This is a genomic window from Lentzea roselyniae, assembly GCF_039537795.1.
In the GTDB taxonomy this organism is placed as follows: Bacteria; Actinomycetota; Actinomycetes; order Mycobacteriales; family Pseudonocardiaceae; genus Lentzea; species Lentzea atacamensis.
In genome coordinates this window covers 71,884-90,029 of the sequence record NZ_BAABBE010000011.1, presented here as the reverse complement: position 1 = coordinate 90,029, position 18,146 = coordinate 71,884, and the positions used below count along the sequence as shown (strand labels likewise).

Sequence of the window (18,146 nt, the reverse complement as noted above, 5' to 3'; positions counted from 1 at the left end):
GACCGGCGTTGTTCACGCCATGTGACGGGGATTACACTGAACGGAGGTGCCGGTCGGCGCGTGCATTCGTCGGGGGATGCACGAGCCGACCGGCCACTTGCGTTCTCGACAGTACTGCTGGGCGGTTTGGTGTGTTGGCGTAGCGTGATGCCGCCCGACAACTCACGGAAGCTACGGACCCACAGACACGATGAGCAGCGAGAAGCCCGTCTCCCACTTCCTCGAACTCGCGCGCGGCATGGTGCCGCCGATGCACCCGGCCGGACGCCCGTTCGTCGCCGGTGCGGCGATCGCGACCCTCCTCGTCCGCCTGCGCTTCAAGCGACTCGGCGTCGTCCTCGGCCTGGTCACGGCGTGGGTCGCGTGGTTCTTCCGCGAGCCGAAGCGCGTGACGCCGACCCGCCCGAACATCGCGGTCGCACCGGCCGACGGCACCGTCTCCCACGTGGTCGACGCCGTCCCGCCCGCCGAGCTCGGCCTCGGTTCCGAGCCGATGACGCGCGTCAGCGTGTTCCTGTCCGTCTTCGACGTGCACGTGCAGCGCGTGCCCGCGGACGGCGAGATCGTCCAGGTCTCGTACCACCCCGGCAAGTTCCTCTCGGCCGACCTCGACAAGGCCTCCGAGGAGAACGAGCGCAACACCGTCTGGCTGCGCACCGTCAACGGCCACGACCTCGTCGTCGTGCAGATCGCCGGCCTGGTCGCGCGCCGCATCGTCTGCGAGGTCGCCGAGGGCGAGAAGGTCGCCGCCGGCCAGACCTACGGCCTGATCCGCTTCGGCTCGCGCGTGGACCTCTACGTCCCGCGCGGCAGCCGCGTCCTGGTCGAGGCCGGCCAGCGCACGATCGGCGGGGAGACCGTTCTCGCCGAACTGCCGGAGGCCTGACCCTGATGGCACCCAGCGGGCCCGGCGTTCGCCTCCTGCCGAACGCGATCACGGTCCTGGCGATGTGCGCGGGCCTGTCCGCCGTGCACTTCGCGAACGTCGGCATGTGGGGCGCCGCAATTGCCTCCATCGCCGCCGCCGCAGTCTTCGACGGCCTGGACGGCCGCATCGCCCGCCTGCTGGACGCCACGTCGAAGATGGGCGCGGAGCTCGACTCACTGGCCGACGCGATCTCCTTCGGCGTGGCCCCGGCCCTCGCGATCTACCTCTGGAAGTTCGAGGGCAGCCGCGCGGGCTGGGTAATCGCGCTGATCTTCGCGGTCTGCATGGTGGTCCGCCTGGCCCGCTTCAACACGTTGCTGGAGAAGGAACAGCCGCCGTTCGCGAAGGAGTTCTTCGTGGGCGTCCCGGCCCCGGCAGGCGGCCTGCTGCTGCTCCTCCCCCTGATCATCGAGGAGCAGGTGCGCCGCGACGGCTGGTGGAACTCCCCGGTCGTCGTCGGCGTGTGGACCGTCATCGTCGCGATGCTGCTGGTGTCACGCATCCCGACGCTGTCCGTGAAGACGGTGAAGGTGCCACCGCGCGCGGTGGCCCCCCTGCTGGTCCTGATCGGCCTGCTGGCCGCCGCGATCATCACGTTCCCACTGGTGGCGCTGATCATCGCGATGGTCGCGTACCTCGCGCACCTGCCGTACTCGGTGCGCCGGTACATGTGGCTGTCGAAGCACCCCGAGGCGTGGACCGTCACCGGGGCTGATCGTCGCGCCATCAAGCGCGCCCACGGCGTGGCTGCTCGTCGTCTTGGGCTGCGTCAGCCGTTGCACGGTCGCGTTGCCGGTGCGGCCATGCGGGCGGTGCGTCGGCCTCGGCGTGACGCTTCGACCGCTGCCGCGGCCGACGGCACGATGCCTGCCGCTGGTGGACGGCGCCGTTCCTGGCGTCAGCTGGGCCTTCGCCGCCACCACAAGCAGTGATCGATCGCTGATCAGACTGCGGGCCGGACACCACAATGTGCACGGCCCGCAGTTTTCCGCTCGATGAGCAGACACCCTTAGTGCGACATCATGAAAAGCTATCCGTCGCTCGATGGCACGGAACCACCCCCGGTTCTGCGAGAGCTCCACTCCGACCCAAGCCCTTCGTAGATCCAGGGCGAAACCCGCCGCAGCGGCTATCCGCTGACGTTGCCCTCATACGCCCTGAAGCCCCGCCAGAACTGAATCTGACAGGGCTTCTGGGCTATCGCATTTCGCATCTGGTGGCGCTCGTAATTCTCACACCACCCTCAGAGAGAACTCTCAACTTCTGCGAACTCTTGCAATGTCCAGGTCAGACCTGCGGGCGCTCAACCGCAACTGCCCCCCGGTCGTGTACCCGCCTGAGACCACTTCCAGTTCATCCCCTTGCTCAGGCCACTCGGATAATCTCAGCGGAAGATCATTTATCAGTGCGCGATCAACGACGCCTACCTCTCCAGATGGCACGCGAACCCTGAGGCCATATGGCATCCGCTCGACTACCACTGCTGAGACTATCTGCCACTTCTCCAAACGGGGAAACTCAGTTGTCATCTGCCACTCCAAGGGAACCTGGAGAATGAGTTCAACTCGCCGAAGAGCTCTCTCGGGATTACATACTCCATATACTCATCAGTCATTCCCTCCCACTCCTCAATCCGACCCGCGTTGATGTGATCCCGAAGCCACGGCGTGGGAACTTCGATCCTGAATCCCACACCGTGAGTATCGACGGATCCACGCGCCCACTCGGTCGCAGTCTTCTCATTTCCAAAGTGAGCAGCACCATCGAAGGAACCATCATCGGTGCGAGGGAAGTGTTCGGCATTCAGTCCTCCATCGAGCTCCGAACTTCCTCGTTCGATTGGCGAGGTCCGATAGATCGAAGTCGTCCCACAATTGTGAACGAGCACAGGTGTGGCGCCTGCAAGCACATAGTAGGTGTGGGCTCCGCTGACTGTCAGGTTGTGAACGCGCTGTTCAGCGCTCCACCTCCGCACCTGGACGACCTGCACCCAGGTCCCGGAAGACGTCTGCAACCAGACACCGGCAACGAGCTTGTCCGCCCGTACCCATTCCTTGAGCTCCGGCAGCCAGAACCGATGCCCATCAGTGGCGACGATCTTCTCCGACTGACCGTCAACCGTCAGCTCCACGAGGTTCTTTGAGCCATCACCGACGATGGTCCGCACGACGCCCTCAGCCTGGCTCTGACCAGTCTCCGGATCTGTAGCGAGGACTCGCTCGCCGAGTTTGATCTGCTCGATCGGCTTCGACGATCCGTCGGCCATCAACACCCTCGTGCCCGGCACAAAACTGTTAACCAGGCACTTGGTCGCCGCCTCGGCGACTTCCTCGGCCTTCTCCTCGACCCGGCGCAACCTCGCGGCGGCATCCGCGATCTTGTCGATGATCCGGTTCGCCTTCATGATCGCTTTGACGATCCGCTCAGCCGCCTGCACGAGCTTGATGACCTTCGCCGCCGGCACCAGGCTTGCGCACGCGAGAATGTCGAAGCTGGTGAAGCAGTCCTTGATGTCGTTGATACCCGTGAGATCCATCAACAGGTCAGGCAACTCCGCAACAACAACGTCCCACCACGACTGCGAGTTGTTGGCCTCGCGCAAGTACTCCTCGTACTTGTCCTTACCACCCGCGGCGTCATACCGAGCCTGCTGCGCCTTGTTGTACGCGGCATGAGCCGTACGCCGCTTGTTCGTCGCCGCCGGGTACGCCGCCGCGGACGCCTCGTCACCACCCGGCCAGTTACCAACGATGATGTTGCGTTCTTTGTCGATGCCGTAGTTGTGCCCGTCGGAACCGGTGCCGCCTTCCAGGTACATACCTGACGGGTCGCTGAACGTCACCGGATTGTTGTTGCTGTACGAATACCCGTTGACCTGCTGCGGATTCGCCGTGTTCATGATCGGGTCGTCCGACAGGAACCGACCGATGGCCGGGTCGTATTCCCGAGCACCCAAATGCGTCAGGCCGGAAGCATCACGCGTGCCACCCACGAAGCCCTTGTCGTCTGGCCATGAGCCGCCGTTCGGACCACGCGCCTTGCCGAACGGATCGAAGTACTGACGCTGATACGTCAGTTCGCCGGCCTTGACCGAGACAACCGGCGTGCCCTGATGGTCGCTTACCTCATAAGACAACCGGCCACTCGAGTGACGCACCGCCACCACAGTGCCGCCGTGCGAGTAGTACCGCTTGCCCGAGACCTGCTTGGTGGCGTCATCCTTCACCAACTCCATTCCTTCGGGCAGATACAACGTCGTACGGCCCGGTTCACGCTTGATCAGTCGGCCGCCATCGGCGTCGTAGAGGTACGACGACTCCTTGCCGGAAGCCTCGACGACCTTGGACGTACGGCCCTCGACGTCGTAGGAGATGGTCTGGGTGTTGCCCGCGACCTTGCGAGTGGTGGTGTTTCCCGCCCGGTCGTAGCTGAACTCGTCATGCGCCATACCGGACGGACCAGACTCGTCGATCGAGCGGACCACGTGCGGCTGGTTCGCCGGGTCGTAGTTGTACTTGCGGTTGACCACACCGGACGACGTGGTCGTGCGCTCCAGCGTCCGGTTGCCGATCTTGTCGTAGCCGTAGTCGTACAAGTACGACGCCACACCGCCGAGAGACGCAGCGGTCGGCTCTCCCGCACAGTCACCTGACCGCGGTGTGAATGCCTTGGTCAGCCTGCGCAGTTTGTCGTAACGGAAGCATTGGGTGTCCCATGCCGTCGCGTCACTCGGTTGATCCGCGATCCTCGCGACGTTGCCACCGGTGTCGTACGAGTACTTGCGGTTGGAGATCCGGTAGTCGGTGTCCCGTGAACGGTCCACGATGGACTGCTCGAGCCGGCGGGTGCCCTCCTCGAAGTAGTTCGTCAGCCACAGCTGGTCGGGGCTCATGTCGGCGCCGAGGGTCAGTCGCAGCGTCTCTCCGAACTTCGAGTAGATGTGCTCGTTGACGTAGGTGTTCAGGCCACCGGTCTTGATCGGCGCGCCCTGGTCGTTGTAGGCGGTGGACACGCTTTCCGCGGCCAGGCCACCAGCGGCCGGCGACTCGGTGAAGAGGAGCGCGCCGGTGACCGGCGTGTAGTCGCGGGCGAACATGTAGGTCCGGCCCAGCGTCCCTTCCACCGTGGGGATCTCTACCTGGGTCTCGAGGACGCGGCTGTAGGCGTCGTACTCCGTGATCCGCTGGACGTACGCGTGGCCACCGGAGTACCGGGTGGACGAGTCGAGCAGGCCCTTCTTCTTGCCGTCGTACTCCCACTTTGCGAGCGGTGTGGTGCCGGAGAGCATTTCTGTCTTGCGGCCGAGTTGGTCGTACTTGAACGTCAACGACCGGTTTTCGCTATCGGTCGTCTTCACCACCTGGTCGAGGGCGTTGTACTCGACAGTGGTCGTGCCCCGGTCCGGGTCGGTTTCCTTCCACTTGCGGCCCAGCAGGTCGTACACGTACGACCACTTGTTGCCTGCGGGGTCGGTGACCTGCTCCAGCTGGCCCTTGAAGTTGTACGTCGACTTCGTGGTGTCGGTCTGGTCGCCGTCACGCTGGATGCGTTCGATCTCACGGCCGTGTGCGTCGGTGACGACGGTCGTCGGGGTCTGTCCCGGCGGTGGCGTCACGTGCACACGGTCGCCCGCGTAAACGGTGGTCGTGTTCCACTGGGGCGTGCCGAACTTGTGGTAGGAAACGCTGATCGGACGTGACAGCTTGTCGTACTTGGTGAACTCCTGATTAGGCACCTGGGCGTCCAGCACCACGAGCAACTTGCCGTCCGGCGCTTGCTTGTTGAAGAACGCGTTGTTGGTCTTGGTCACCAGGCCGCGCGAGTCGTAGAAGGTGTCGGTGATGACCCGTCCGAGCTCCCCTGCCTTCTGCTCACCGTCAGGCGTCTGCGTCTGACGAGGGCGGAGCAGACCATCGAAGATCTTGTACGAGACGTTGTAGCCCTCGTCACGCTCACGCAGGCTCTTGGACACCTCGATGACGGTCGCGGTCGACTCGTCGTAGATGTACTCGTACATTGCGCTCGCGCTCAGATCCCGTTCCCTGTGTGGGAGCCAGGTGTGAGTCAGCCGGCCGAGCGCGTCGTACTTCGCGTCGACCCGCTCGCCGTTCGCGCCTATCTGCGCGACCGGCAGGCCTCGCGCCGGGTCGTACTCGACGGTCGACGTGTGGCCCTTGGCATTGGCGGTGGTCACCTTGCGCACCGGAAACCCGAACGCCGGCTCGTGCGACGTCGTCGTCTGGCCGAGCGCGGCGTCAGTCGTCTTCTTGACGCGGCCGTAGATGTCGTACTCAGTGGTTGTGACCACCTGGTACTCGCGCGGGCTCGTGCGCTCACCGTTCCACCGCGACGCGGTGGTCACGTTGCCCGTGGTCGGTGCGTCGCCGTACGCCTTGCCGTCGTACGCAGAGATCGTGTCGCTGATGGTGTTGTCGTCTGTTGCCGCGACATCGCACTTCGCGGCGTAGGTGAGGATTCGGCTGGCGTAGTTCCACATCCACGCGGCCTCGTTGGGCGCGTAGGTGGTGGTCGTGCACCGTTCGTCCCCGGTGACGCCGATGTCACCCTCGTCCTGGACGTTGAGGGCACGTCCGTGAGCGTCGTCGAAGGTCGTGCTCGCCCGTTTGGTCCACCAGCGTTCACCACCGAGATAGGTCGTCGTGGTCACAGTCTTGGTGTTGAGCAGCAGCGCCTTGTCGTCACCGTTCACCGCGGTGGGTGGTGACATCCACGGTTCACTCGTGGTCTTCGAGTGCACCGCGTCGCCGTTCTTGACGAACGTCTTCCACTCGACGCCCTTGAGCCGCTCGGCGTCCTCGATCCGCTCGCCGTCGTACTCCACCCAGGCATCGCGCTTCCCGCCCGGCACGGTGTCGCCGTCCATGCCTCGCAGGTAGATCTTCTCTGTGACCGGGCGGTCCGGCTCGTTGGTGTCGCCGGAGATGGTGCGGACTTTGTTGTAACCACGCCACTGCGACCACGTCCGGTACTTCGGGTCACCGAAGTCGTTCTCGTCGTAGTGCCACAGCGGGGCGTTCGCGATGCTCTCGTACTCGTAGTAGATCTTGGTCTGCTCACTCAGCTCACGAACGCGGTCGTCCGCGATCACCGCGCGCACCACGTACTTGTGGAACCAGTGCAACTGCGGTTCCAGGGCACCTTCCGGCGTCCAGTACGACGGGAAGCACCTCAGCGTGTTCAGATGGGCGGTGGCGATGCTGGGCATGCGTTGACCCGGAACGCAGTCCTTGTCGGTGTACTCGACCTCGGTGATACCACCGGCTTCGTGCTGAACACGCTTGATCCGCCCGCGCAGCAGCGGGGGTACACATCGCTGTCACCGTCCACGCGGTTCGCCAGCGTGATGCGCTCGAACTTCGTCGACGGCAACGATTTCGCCTCGCCCACCAGACCGGTGTGCTTGATGCTGTCGAGCCACAGCGCGGGGTCGAGGCCGTCGTTGGAGGGCGGGAAACTCTGGCCGAGTTCCCACTGGTCGACGTCACGCCACTCGGCGGCCACGTTCTCCTTGCGCACCTGGGTGAGGATCTTCGTCAGTCGCAACTGTGAGAAGAACGTCGGCGAGTACTGGTTCTCGCACTGCGCACCGGGTGCGCAGATCTGGTCGAACGGCACGTCCGGCCACTGCCTCGCGTTGTCCTTGTTCAACTTGCCAGGAGCACAGTCGAAACCACTTGAGGGAACGCACCGCTCCGAGTAGTGAAACTCGATCCGAGCCGGGGCCGAGGCGTTGTCGTCCGAACTGTGCAGGCCGTAGTCGATCCGGTGCAACCGGCCAGCGCGCTCGTAGTCCACTCCGGCAGAAGCCTCGAGATAGCGCCCGTACCGGTTCTTTTCAGTCTGGTAATAGAACCGGGTGACGTTGCCCTTCGGATCCACCACGTAGTCGACGCTCCACCGCCACGCCTGACGGCAGAACCGCTCCTTGAGCGGCTTTCTGTCGTCCCAGCACGGTTCACCGGGGTGATTGCCGAGCACCGGCACGGTCCACGTCGACTCGGCCTCGCGCGAGCCCAGGAAGTACTGGGTGCCGTTCGGCGTCGTGACCTTCCAGTACTCACCGTTCTCGTCACCACCCGGCACCGGCGTGCGGTTGAGACGCTCGATCTTGGAACCGTCGTCGTTCTTGGCCCGCCACTGGTTCGTGTTCGGGATGTTCACCAGTTCCGACGAGATGCCTGCGAGCTGGATGGTGGCGTTGTCAGTCGCCCAGCACAGGTCAGCCGTCTTCTTCTGCCCGATCGAGCTGTTGACGTGCTCGCCGCAGCTCTTGTAGCGACGCTCGATGAACCCGCCCGCACTGAGGTCCCAGCCGTCACCGACCGACGACGCCTGGTTGTTCGTCGCACTGGTGCGTCCGTCGACACCGCTGGACGAGTAGCCCAGCGTCACCTGGGGCGCGTTCCCGCCGACCGAACCCGGCAGCTTGATCGGGTAGTTGTAGGTGAAGTCGCCGCTCGAGCCGCCCGCGGACCAGCTGCCCGCGGGAGACAACGTGGTTGCCTGGAACGAACCGCCGGCGCCGCCCGCCGCAGGCTCGGCCGCGAGCACCATCGCGCCCGCCGCGGCAGCGACGTCGGTCGCGGTCAGCTTCTTCGTCTTGACGTCGTTACGTGACTGCAGCGGCGTCCTCGTCCTGCACTCCGTCTTGTCCGGCGTGGACAGAACGCACTCCGGCAGCTGCACGAGCCGCAGCCGCGAGCCGTAGTCACCACCGTAAGCACGGTCGAAGCCCGCGTAGTCGACCTGGACCGACGTCTTGCCCGGTGACTTGCCGGCCTTGTCGGACACCTTCAGCACGACACCCGCCACGCCGACCTTCGCGGACGTGTCCTGGCCGAACGTCTCGACCCGCAGCGGGGTCGCGTCCGCCTTGCTGACCTTGATCGGGGAGATACCAGCCTGCCGGAAGTCACCGGCTGCGGTGACCTCCGACTTGCTCGCCACTGGCCAGGTGACCTTCTCGGCCGGCTGGTTGTTCGCCGCGATCTGGGTGACCTGCCGCAGTTTCGCGGGCTCGCCGGGGACGCTCTTTTCGGTTTGGGTGTCGGGTCTGCGCACGTCTCTGCCCGTGGGCTGGGCAAGCGCCGGCGTCGGGGTGACGACGCCGGCGATCATGACCCAGCCCAGCGACAGGGCTAGAGCGCGCGACCACCTGCTGTGGGCACGCATGATCTTCCTCTGTTAGGAGTGGAGTGCTGAATCAGCTGCGAACTCGCTGAGCCAAGATCTCTTCGTCAGACAACGCACCGGCGTAGACCCGAACGTTGTCGATGCCGCCCTTCCAGAAGGCACCTGTGACGGTGCCCGGCATAAGCCTGCCGAACTCCAAAGTGGACTCGGTCTGCGCCGACCCGCCGTTGAACGGCGTCCTGGTGATGTAAACGCCGTTGAGATACAGCCGCATCTCGGAGTTGGTCGTGTCGTGGACGGCCGTCAGGTACACCCACTTCTGCAGATCCGCGCGGTAAGCGGTTGCCACGGTGGTGCCGCCCATCACGAACTCCCACTTCCCCGAGGCGCCCCCGTAGCGAAGGTCGAGCTGCGAGGTGCCGTTGTGCACCAGACTCACGATCGTGCGGGCAGTCTCCTGACGGGTGTTCAGATCCAGCTTCGCCCACGCGGAGACCGTGTAGGAGCGGTCCGTGCGGATGCCCGGCGCCGGCGCCGAGACATATGCCTCGGCGTCCTGGGGATTGCCCTCCGCGTCAGGTCCGTTGAGGAGCAGCGAAGTGAAGTCGCCATCCGTCTTCCAGTCGATCTTCCCACCAAGGGTTGCGTTCCGACCTGTCACCTCGTCCTTGGTGGAGGTGCCGGTGCCCTCGCCGATCTTGTAGTGGGCGCGGATTCCGGCCTGCTTCGCCAGCGCCTTGATCTCCGCCTCGTTCAGCGTGCGGTCGTACACCTTGATCTCGTCGACCGAGCCGGCGAAACCGCTGAGGTCATGGCCGTTCCACCGGTGCCGGCCGACCAGCAGTTGCGAGGCCTGCCAACCTTCCAGTCCAGTGGCCGCGCCTTGCTTCATGCCATCGACGTGAAGGGAGAGGGTCTTGGTGGTGGATTCGTAGGTACCGGTCAGGTGGGTCCAGACACCGGCCTGCGTCTCGTCCCGCGCGTGCACCGTCTTGAGATCAGCCTTGTTGGTCGCGGGCGTCATGCCGAACGTCCAGCGCCTCTGTGCCTGGTCGTAGTACAGGCTGGAGCTGAGCACGGCGGCGTCCGTCGTGGAGAGAACCGACCCGCTGGAGGCGGCGCTGTCCAGCTTCGCCCATGCCGACAGCGTGAAGTTCTTCGACGTGTCGATCACTGGGCCACCGCTGAGGTGGTCCTGTACCCCGGTCAGCCAAGCGCCCTTGCCCGCATAGCCCGCCGCAGCGAGGTTCGGATTGCCTGACGCCGTCAAAGCGTTGCGTCCGTTGGTGTCGGTCAACGTGCCGTCCAGCGGCCAGTACGCCACCGGATGCCCACCGGCCAGCACGATGAACTCGTACCGTTGGACATCGGAGAGATTCCCGGCGCGGTCCACCGACTTGACGAACAGCGTCTGCGTTCCTGCGGTGCCCGGCGTCCACCGGACCGTCGCCTTGCCCTCCGCGTCGGCGGGCATCTCCTTGTTGAGAGACTCACCACCATCCGACGTGAACGAGTAGATGAACTTCACCACGTCGGTATTCGCCGATCGCACCGAGTCCAGCTCGAACGTGCCGGTCACACCGACGCCACCGCCGGGTTGCGATGGGAGATACTCACGAGAATTCGCCTGCGGTACAACGGGTTTGACCGTGTCGACGACGAACTCGCAGTTGCCCTTCCAACCAGAGGTCAGCTCCCCGTCACCCGAGTTCACCGACCAGTTGTAGACACCGTCTTCCTTGATCACGTCTGGCGCGACCTGTACCTCGGCATACGAACCCGACGACGTGTCCCCGACGAAATAGTCCGCGATGGAGTGGCTGCCACCCAACGGCCCCTTGTGCAACGCGAAGTGCGCGGTGAGCACGCCTCCATCTGGGTCTTCCAGCTTGCCGCGCATGCGAGGCGTCCTGGTCGGCACGTAGACCCTGTTCTCGGTGCCGCCCTCGCGGCAGGGCAGCAGACCACGCTCCAGGCTCAGGTCGGCAGCCATCCTCGGATACGAGTTGTACTCGACCCTCAGTACCGGGTTGAGGTCGAACCGGCGCCACGCCTTGTCGTTCCTCGTTCCGGGTTCACCCATGAGTCCCAGGGTCATTGCCGGGTACGACATTTGGGCGTGGGTCTCGACGAGGCCGCGAAGGTCGAACTCGGTTTGTCCGTCGGTCGGGCAGTAGTCGGCGTTGTTCTTCTTGTTGGTCGTCGACTGCTTGCTGTACCAGGTGGGCGCGCTGTTCCAGGTGGTGTCGGGGCCGATCCCTCCGGCGTGCCACAAGGCGGTTTGTTCGACCAGATCGCAGTGCGCGGAGTGGATCACCTTCATCGCGAACTTCGCGGAGTGGATCTTCTTGCCGGCGAGCGGAGCCACGTTCATCTCGATGAAGGAGACCGAGAAGTCGGTGCTGCTGTGCCAGCCCGCCTTGAGGTCGCTCAGCTGGCCGTCGGTGCGGTCGTAGTTGCGAGCGTCCTTGAACTTCTCCTGCAGGACCACGTGATGGTTCTTGTACCCGGGCCAGGAGTACTTCGGATCGATCGACACCGGGAACTTCGTCTCCGGCGAGGCCAGGAACGCCTGGTCGGGCAGCACGGAGATGGTGCTGTCGGTCAGCTCGACGCCCATCTTGGCCGGGCGGCCGGTTGCGTCCCACATCTGTGAGGCGACACCGGTGAACCGCACGACCCCCTTGTCGTCCTTGACCTCCAGCAAGCCGTCGCGCTGACTCAGCTTGCCACCCTTGACGTGCGAGCCGTAGGTGATCTTGCGCAGCTTCTCCGACTTCGCCGCCTCTGGGGTCTTCACCACCAGCAGCTGGCTGAACCCGGTCGCGGTCGCTTCGACCGTCAGGTCGATCCCCGGCCACACGTCTCGGTACGTCGTCTTCGAGCCATCGACCTTCGGCTCCGGCAACGTCTCCAGCCAGGTCAGGCCCACCTCGGCGCCATCCTTGGCCACCAGTGCGAGCGGCTTGCCCTGGCCGGCTCCGGCGAACTGGAGGTCCACCACAGCCGCCTCAGGACGGATCAGTCCGTCCGAGTGCTTGCGCAGCTTGGTGTCTACAGGCACCCACCTGTTTCCGCGCTTTGCCCGTTCCGGCTTGAGTGACTGGGTGAACGTCATCTTGCCGTTCGGGTTTGCGACGGCCTCCGAGGCTTCGGTCGTGAGACCGGAAACCTTCACCGGCTTGTCGAACTTCCGCGCCGCTGCCAGCGCGGACACCTCGTCTGGCAACTCGTCCGGCGCCACCGCGGCGTTCGCCACAGGAGTGATCAAACCCGCCGAAACAGCCAGCACGAGTGTGAATGCGCGCACGCCAATGACGCGCGCCGATCTATGGCACTTCAAAAGTCCCCCCGTATCGGACACATCCCCCTTAGCGACAGCCAGCTTCGATCATCACTCTCTCGGGAACAATCGACCGACTGGTGTAACGAAGCGCCACCGTGGTCTTACAGTGAGTAGCATTGGTGCGGCAGATCACACCGGACTTGCCGTGAGTGGTCCAGATCGGCCCGCGGTGGCTCAACCACCCGGCACGATCATCGTGAGGAACTAGAGTCGTGGCGTGATCACGCTGACGGCTCGCCTGTCCCCGTCCGCACTGGACACCCGTCGCGGCGTTGTCCGCCTCCACCCGGAGGTGCTCGACGCCTTGGGCCTGCGCGCCTGGGACGCCGTGAAACTGACCGGCGCCCGCGTGAGTGCCGCCCTGGCCGCCGCCGGTGAACAACCGCCTGGTGTGGTCCTCGTCGACGACGTCACCCTGACCAACCTGGGCGTGGTCGAAGGCTCCGAAGTCGTCGTGGCGCCGGTCCAGGTGGCGGGTGCGCGCTCGATCACCGTCGCCGGCTCCCGCCTGGCCACCACCGCCCTGACTCCCGATCACGTTCGATTGGCGTTGACCGGCAAGGTGTTGACGGTGGGCGACAACGTCTCGCTGCTCCCCCAGGACCTCGCGCCGCCGCCCGGCGCCAACGTCTCCGAAACGCGTCGCAAGCTCTCCAACGCCATCGGCATGACGTGGACAAACGAGCTGATCACCATCACCTCGACCGATCCAGCGGGCCCGGTGGCAGTGCAACCGTCGAGCGTGGTGGGCTGGCGCTCCGCCTCAGCCCCGGCCGCCGAGGTGACTCCCGTTGTGGTGCAGGAAAAGCACGAGGCGCTCCCGGTGACGGACCTGGTGGGTCAGAAGGACCAGGCCCGCCGCCTGACCGAATGGCTGGAACTGATGTTCCGCCAACCCGAACTGCTGACCCGCCTGGGCGCCTCGGCCCGCCTGGCGGCCATGGTCAGCGGCCCGGAAGGCGTCGGCAAGGCAACCCTCGTCCGAGCCGTGGCCCGCTCCGTGGACGCGTCGATCGTGGAGCTGGCCGCGCCGAGCATCTCCGTGCTGGAACCGGGCGCGATGGCCAAGCAACTGGGCGACGCCATCGCCGGCGTCCCGGAACAACCGACGGTCCTGCTGATCACCGACATCGACGCCCTGCTACCGGCGTCACCCCCTCCGGTGGCCACTGTGGTCCTGGACATCCTCCGCACGGCCGTGTCCCGCCCGAACCTGGCCCTGGTGGTCACCTCGGCCCGAGCCGAGTCGGTCGACTCCCGCCTGCGAGCCCCCGATCTGGTCGACCGCGAACTGACCCTCCCGCTCCCGGACGGCGCCACCCGCACCGAACTGTTGCGCGTCCTGCTCCGCGACGTCCCACTGGAGTCCGATGTGGACTTCGGTGCGGTGGCCGAACGCGCCCCGGGCTTCGTGGCCGCCGACCTCTGCGCCCTGCGCCGCGAGGCAGCGGTCCGGGCAGCCCTGCGCCAGCGCGAAGTGGCAGAACCTCGCGTGAGCCAAGAAGATCTGCTGGGCGCCCTGAACACCGTCCGCCCCATCTCGATGTCCGCGTCCGACACCGTCCAGACCGGCGGACTGACCCTCGACGACGTGGGCGACATGACCGAGGTGAAGCAGGCCCTGACCGAAGCAGCCCTCTGGCCTCTCCGCTACCCGGACTCCTTCGCCCGCCTGGGCGTGGCTCCCCCGCGCGGTGTCCTGCTCTACGGCCCTCCCGGCTGCGGCAAGACCTTCCTGGTGCGCGCCCTGGCAGGCTCAGGCCAGCTCAACGTCCTGACCGTCAAGGGCGCCGAACTGATGGACAAGTTCGTGGGCGAGTCAGAACGAGCAGTCCGCGAACTGTTCCGCCGCGCCGCCGACGCCGCCCCCGCCCTGGTGTTCCTGGACGAGGTGGACGCCCTGGCCCCACGCCGAGGCCAGTCGTCCGACGCCGGTGTAGCAGACCGAGTAGTGGCAGCCCTGCTGACCGAACTCGACGGCGTGGAACCACTCCGCGACGTGGTGGTGATCGGCGCAACGAACCGCCCCGACCTGCTGGACCCGGCGCTGCTGCGTCCTGGCCGCTTGGAGCGCCTCGTCTACGTGCCACCGCCAGACACCGACGCACGCACCGAGATCCTCAAGGCCGCATCGCGCAACACGCCACTCACAGACGACGTGGACCTGGCCGCCCTGGCCGGCGAGCTGGAGGGGTACTCGGCCGCAGACTGCGCGGCTTTGGTGCGAGAAGCAGCGCTGACGGCAATGCGGGAGTCGCTGGAGGCAGCCGAGGTAACCCAGGCCCACCTGGCGAAGGCCCGCGAGGTGGTCCGCCCGTCGCTGGACCCGGTACAGCTGGCCTCGCTTGCGGCCTATGCAGCGGCCCGCTGACGTTGATGAGGGGAGCTTTCCTCAACCTCGGGTTGAGGAAAGCTCCCCTCATCAACGTCTACTTGTTCTTAGAAGCGCCCTGATAGTCATTGGTGACGATCAAAATGATCCCGGGCGCGGACGACTGAATCCCGTCAAACCGAGGCTCAACCCGAGCCCGCAACACCGAAGCCAGCTCCTTCGCAGAAGCCTCTTCCTCAGTCCCAGGCCGGAAGTACACGGTCGTAGTGGGAATCGTGCCCTGCGAGTAGTTCCCGGTCCCCTCGACATTCCACCCGTTGGCCCGGACATCGTCCGCAGCCTTGACCGCCAAACCGGTGATGGTCGAGTTGTTGTAAACCCGAACCGGCACCTTCGCAGCCCCAGGCTGCGTAACGGGAGGCGGCGGCACCGCGGCAGAAGACGTGGGCGGCACAGTGGTGGTCGGCGGAACCGTGGTGGTCGTCCCCGCGGGCGCCGACGACGGTGTGGAAGGCGGCTCAGACCCGGTCTGAGCCGGAGGCGCGGTGGAGCTCCCCTCAGCGGAGGGCGGTGTGTCAGACCCTCCACCGAAGAGGCTGACGACACCGATGATCAAAGCCACCGCGGCTACACCCAGCAGAGCGAAGCCGGCGGCCTTTGCCGGACGGGACGGGCTTGCGGACTCGGGGGAGGTCATCAGTCCTCGGTGCTCCTGGCGCGTGCACGAACCCTGGCGCGGCCTGTCCGCACGCCGCGCAGCCGCTTGACCAGCATCGGGTCGGCAGCCAGTGCGGCTTCCTTCTCGATGAGGCCGTTCAGCAGCTGGTAGTAGCGGGTGGCCGACATGTCGAACAGTTCCCTGATGGCCTGTTCCTTGGACCCCGAGTACTTCCACCACTGACGCTCGAACGCGAGCATCGTGCGTTCGCGGCTGGTCAGCCCATCAGCGGTAGCAAGCGCCTCGGCGTGATCCATCTGGCTCCCCACGGTCGCCACACCATCTCAGGTGTGGGCAATTCAATCACGTGATCGTTCCAACCTACCGCGCGACACCGACAGTTTTGGACGGCTTAAAGTCTGACCATGGCCGTGCACCGCATCTGCATCGTTGGCGACCCCGTGCTCCACAACCCGACGCGCGAGGTCACGGAGTTCGACACCGAGCTGAAGACGCTCGTCGACGACATGTTCGAGACGATGGCAGCTGCTCAGGGAGTCGGCCTCGCGGCCAACCAGATCGGTGTCGACCTGCGGGTGTTCGTCTACGACTGCCCTGATGACGAGGGCAACCAGCACCGCGGCGTGATCTGCAACCCCGTGCTGGAGACCTCCGAGATCCCGGAGACCATGCCGGATCCGGACGACGACTTCGAGGGCTGCCTGTCGGTGCCGGGTGAGGCGTACCCGACCGGACGCGCCCATTGGGCGAAGGTGACCGGGCAGGACGTCGACGGGCAGCCGTTCGAGGTCGAGGGCACCGGGTTCTTCGCGCGCTGCCTGCAGCACGAGACCGACCACCTCAACGGCTACCTCTACATCGACCGCCTCGTCGGCCGGTACAAGAAGGAGTCGAAGCGGATGCTGCGCGACAACGAGTGGGGCCAGCCGGGCCTTTCCTGGGACCCGGCCGACCCCTCGAACTTCGTGGACGACGAGGACTAGGGGCGGAGCACCGACTCCACCTGGGCCAGCTCCTCGGCCGTCAACGGCCCGAACTCCAGCGCAGCCGCGTTCTCCTCGACCTGAGCCACCGTCCGGACGCCCGGAATCGGGATCAGGCGAGGGGAACGCGCCCAGAACCACGCCAGCGCGCCCTGGACCAGCGTCCGGCCGCCTGACGTCAGCACGTCCCGCACGGCCTCCCGCGCCTGGAAGTACTCCGGCGAAGGCTTCCCGTCGACGAAGAAGCGCAGCCACGACGGGTTCGTGACGCGCACGTCGTCGGCCGGCAACGCCGAGAACGTCTCCCGCGCGAGCAGACCCATCGCGAGCGGACGACGGCACAGCACGGCGTACTCCCCCGCGTACATCTCCGGGTTGTCGAACAGCACGTTGATGTCGGCCTGAGCGGCCACCCCGTGCTCTCCGGCCGCGAAGAAACGCGCCCGCTCGACGTCGTCGGTGCTCCAGCCGTACGCGCGGATCTTGCCTGCGGCGACCAGCGCCTCGCACTCGTCCCTCAGCAGCGCGGCGTCCTCCAGCGGCAGGTCCCCGATGTGCAGCTGGTACAGGTCGATCCGGTCGGTGCCCAGTCGCCGCAACGACCCCTCGACGGCGCGGCGCAGGTACTCGACCGATCCTTCGTTCCCGGTCATCCGGCGGGTGGCGGCGTCGAACCCGCAACCCCACTTGGTCGCGATCAGCACGTCGTCACGCACGGACGCAAACGCTTGCCCCACCAGCGTCTCCGAGTGCCCGCAGCCGTAGACGTCGGCCGTGTCGAACAGTCGCACGCCCAGCTCGAACGATCGCTGCAGCGCCTTCACCGACTCGGCGTCGTCGGCCGGTCCCCAGCCGACCTGCGATCCGTCCGGCCCCAGGAACGGCCCTCCCATGGCCCACGTTCCGAAACCCAGCTTCACGTTGTCCAGCTCTGTCATGGGTCCTACCGAACATCCTGGAGCGCGCTCCAGGTCAAGCCCACTTCCAGGAAAATAAAATTGCTCTCATCGGCGACCATCAAGGCATGCCACTGGACAACCTCGTCGCCTTCATCGCGGCCTCGTTCCTCATCGCACTGTCGCCAGGACCCGGTACGGCCATGGTCCTGCGACAGTCGGTGCACGGACGAAAAGCCGCGCTGGCGACGGTGTTCGGCATGGAGGTCGGCGTCGCGTGCTGGGCGATCGCCGCGGCGCTGGGCATCTCGGTGCTGCTCACGGCGTCCGAGATCGCCTACCACGGGCTTCGGATCGCCGGCGCGGTGTTCCTGATCTACCTGGGTGTCAAGGCGCTGATCAGCAAGAGCCTGCCGTCCGCGGAACCTCCGCCCGCCAGTCACGCCTTCCGCAGTGGACTGGTCGTGAACCTGGCCAACCCGAAGCTCGGCGTGTTCGCGATCTCGTTCCTACCGCAGTTCGTGCCTGCTGGGCAGGCCGGCCAGGGGGTTCTGCTCTTCCTCGCCGCGTTCTGGGTCGTCATTGACACCTTCTGGTACCTGATCATCGTGTCGATCCTGCACACCATCCGCGGCTGGCTCGCCCGCCCGCGGGTCCGTCCCGCGCTCGAGAAGCTGTCGGGCGGCGTGCTGCTGGCGCTCGGAATCCGGCTGGTACTCGACCCGCGTTGAGATCGGGTTGCCCCGGCGCCAGAACAGCTCGGGCAGTCCGGCCAGCTCAGCCATGGTGTGGCACGCGGCCATCGACGCGTAGCCACCGGCCAGCACG

The 18,146-nt window shown here is 65.8% G+C and carries 11 protein-coding genes; 5 read left to right on the top strand and 6 right to left on the bottom strand.

Annotated elements, in window-relative coordinates:
* Window positions 1–190: 190 nt before the first annotated feature.
* Both ABFX45_RS20965 and pssA read left to right on the top strand, forming a co-directional pair.
* Window positions 191–886, top strand: a complete 696-nt coding sequence (locus ABFX45_RS20965; protein WP_109631538.1) for a phosphatidylserine decarboxylase — start codon at window positions 191–193, stop codon at window positions 884–886.
* Window positions 887–891: 5 nt separating this feature from the next.
* Entirely contained in the window at window positions 892–1,860 is a 969-nt protein-coding gene (gene pssA / locus ABFX45_RS20960) for a CDP-diacylglycerol--serine O-phosphatidyltransferase (RefSeq protein WP_346131739.1), read from the top strand.
* Between the two features lie 593 nt (window positions 1,861–2,453).
* Here pssA and ABFX45_RS20955 read toward each other — a convergent pair.
* The 3 genes from ABFX45_RS20955 to ABFX45_RS20945 are packed head-to-tail and all read right to left on the bottom strand — an operon-like array spanning window position 2,454 to window position 12,392.
* Window positions 2,454–7,154 carry an RHS repeat-associated core domain-containing protein gene (locus ABFX45_RS20955; protein ID WP_346131738.1) on the bottom strand — a complete coding sequence of 1,567 codons (4,701 nt, stop codon included), beginning with the start codon at window positions 7,152–7,154 and terminating at the stop codon, window positions 2,454–2,456.
* On the bottom strand, window positions 7,127–9,121 hold the full coding sequence (locus ABFX45_RS20950) for a hypothetical protein (protein WP_346131737.1): 1,995 nt from the start codon (window positions 9,119–9,121) through the stop codon (window positions 7,127–7,129). The genes ABFX45_RS20955 and ABFX45_RS20950 overlap by 28 nt, the downstream gene beginning before the upstream one ends.
* A 31-nt stretch (window positions 9,122–9,152) precedes the next feature.
* Window positions 9,153–12,392, bottom strand: a complete 3,240-nt coding sequence (locus tag ABFX45_RS20945) for a LamG domain-containing protein (protein WP_346131736.1) — start codon at window positions 12,390–12,392, stop codon at window positions 9,153–9,155.
* A 253-nt stretch (window positions 12,393–12,645) separates the two neighbouring features.
* On the opposite strand from ABFX45_RS20945, the gene ABFX45_RS20940 reads away from it, so the two are divergent.
* Window positions 12,646–14,799: an AAA family ATPase gene (locus tag ABFX45_RS20940; protein WP_109633105.1), complete on the top strand. Its 2,154-nt coding sequence runs from the start codon at window positions 12,646–12,648 to the stop codon at window positions 14,797–14,799.
* A 58-nt stretch (window positions 14,800–14,857) separates the two neighbouring features.
* Here the strand turns inward: ABFX45_RS20940 and ABFX45_RS20935 are convergent, their stop codons facing one another.
* A complete protein-coding gene (locus ABFX45_RS20935) occupies window positions 14,858–15,151 on the bottom strand; it encodes a LytR C-terminal domain-containing protein (RefSeq protein WP_325051021.1) in 294 nt (97 codons plus the stop codon).
* A gap of 305 nt (window positions 15,152–15,456) precedes the next feature.
* Window positions 15,457–15,735 (bottom strand): DUF3263 domain-containing protein, encoded by a 279-nt coding sequence (locus ABFX45_RS20930; protein ID WP_109633103.1) that lies wholly within the window; start codon window positions 15,733–15,735, stop codon window positions 15,457–15,459.
* A 108-nt stretch (window positions 15,736–15,843) separates the two neighbouring features.
* On the opposite strand from ABFX45_RS20930, the gene ABFX45_RS20925 reads away from it, so the two are divergent.
* The gene (locus ABFX45_RS20925) at window positions 15,844–16,422 is read left to right on the top strand and encodes a peptide deformylase (protein WP_109631509.1); all 579 of its coding nucleotides are present in this window, start codon (window positions 15,844–15,846) and stop codon (window positions 16,420–16,422) included.
* Here ABFX45_RS20925 and ABFX45_RS20920 read toward each other — a convergent pair.
* The gene (locus ABFX45_RS20920; RefSeq protein ID WP_346131735.1) at window positions 16,419–17,360 is read right to left on the bottom strand and encodes an aldo/keto reductase; all 942 of its coding nucleotides are present in this window, start codon (window positions 17,358–17,360) and stop codon (window positions 16,419–16,421) included. The two genes, ABFX45_RS20925 and ABFX45_RS20920, sit on opposite strands and share 4 nt — an antisense overlap.
* An 86-nt stretch (window positions 17,361–17,446) precedes the next feature.
* Here ABFX45_RS20920 and ABFX45_RS20915 point away from each other — a divergent pair, with 86 nt between their 5' ends.
* Window positions 17,447–18,049: a LysE family translocator gene (locus ABFX45_RS20915; protein WP_109631501.1), complete on the top strand. Its 603-nt coding sequence runs from the start codon at window positions 17,447–17,449 to the stop codon at window positions 18,047–18,049.
* Window positions 18,050–18,146 lie beyond the last annotated feature (97 nt).

Bases quoted from the DNA above. Each gene is read 5' to 3' on its own strand.
- ABFX45_RS20965 (WP_109631538.1), top strand. From the start codon at position 191: ATGAGCAGCGAGAAGCCCGTCTCCCACTTCCTCGAACTCGCGCGCGGC.
- pssA (WP_346131739.1), top strand. From the start codon at position 892: ATGGCACCCAGCGGGCCCGGCGTTCGCCTCCTGCCGAACGCGATCACG.
- ABFX45_RS20955 (WP_346131738.1), bottom strand. From the start codon at position 7,154: ATGCCCAGCATCGCCACCGCCCATCTGAACACGCTGAGGTGCTTCCCG.
- ABFX45_RS20950 (WP_346131737.1), bottom strand. From the start codon at position 9,121: ATGCGTGCCCACAGCAGGTGGTCGCGCGCTCTAGCCCTGTCGCTGGGC.
- ABFX45_RS20930 (WP_109633103.1), bottom strand. From the start codon at position 15,735: ATGGATCACGCCGAGGCGCTTGCTACCGCTGATGGGCTGACCAGCCGC.
- ABFX45_RS20925 (WP_109631509.1), top strand. From the start codon at position 15,844: ATGGCCGTGCACCGCATCTGCATCGTTGGCGACCCCGTGCTCCACAAC.
- ABFX45_RS20920 (WP_346131735.1), bottom strand. From the start codon at position 17,360: ATGACAGAGCTGGACAACGTGAAGCTGGGTTTCGGAACGTGGGCCATG.
- ABFX45_RS20915 (WP_109631501.1), top strand. From the start codon at position 17,447: ATGCCACTGGACAACCTCGTCGCCTTCATCGCGGCCTCGTTCCTCATC.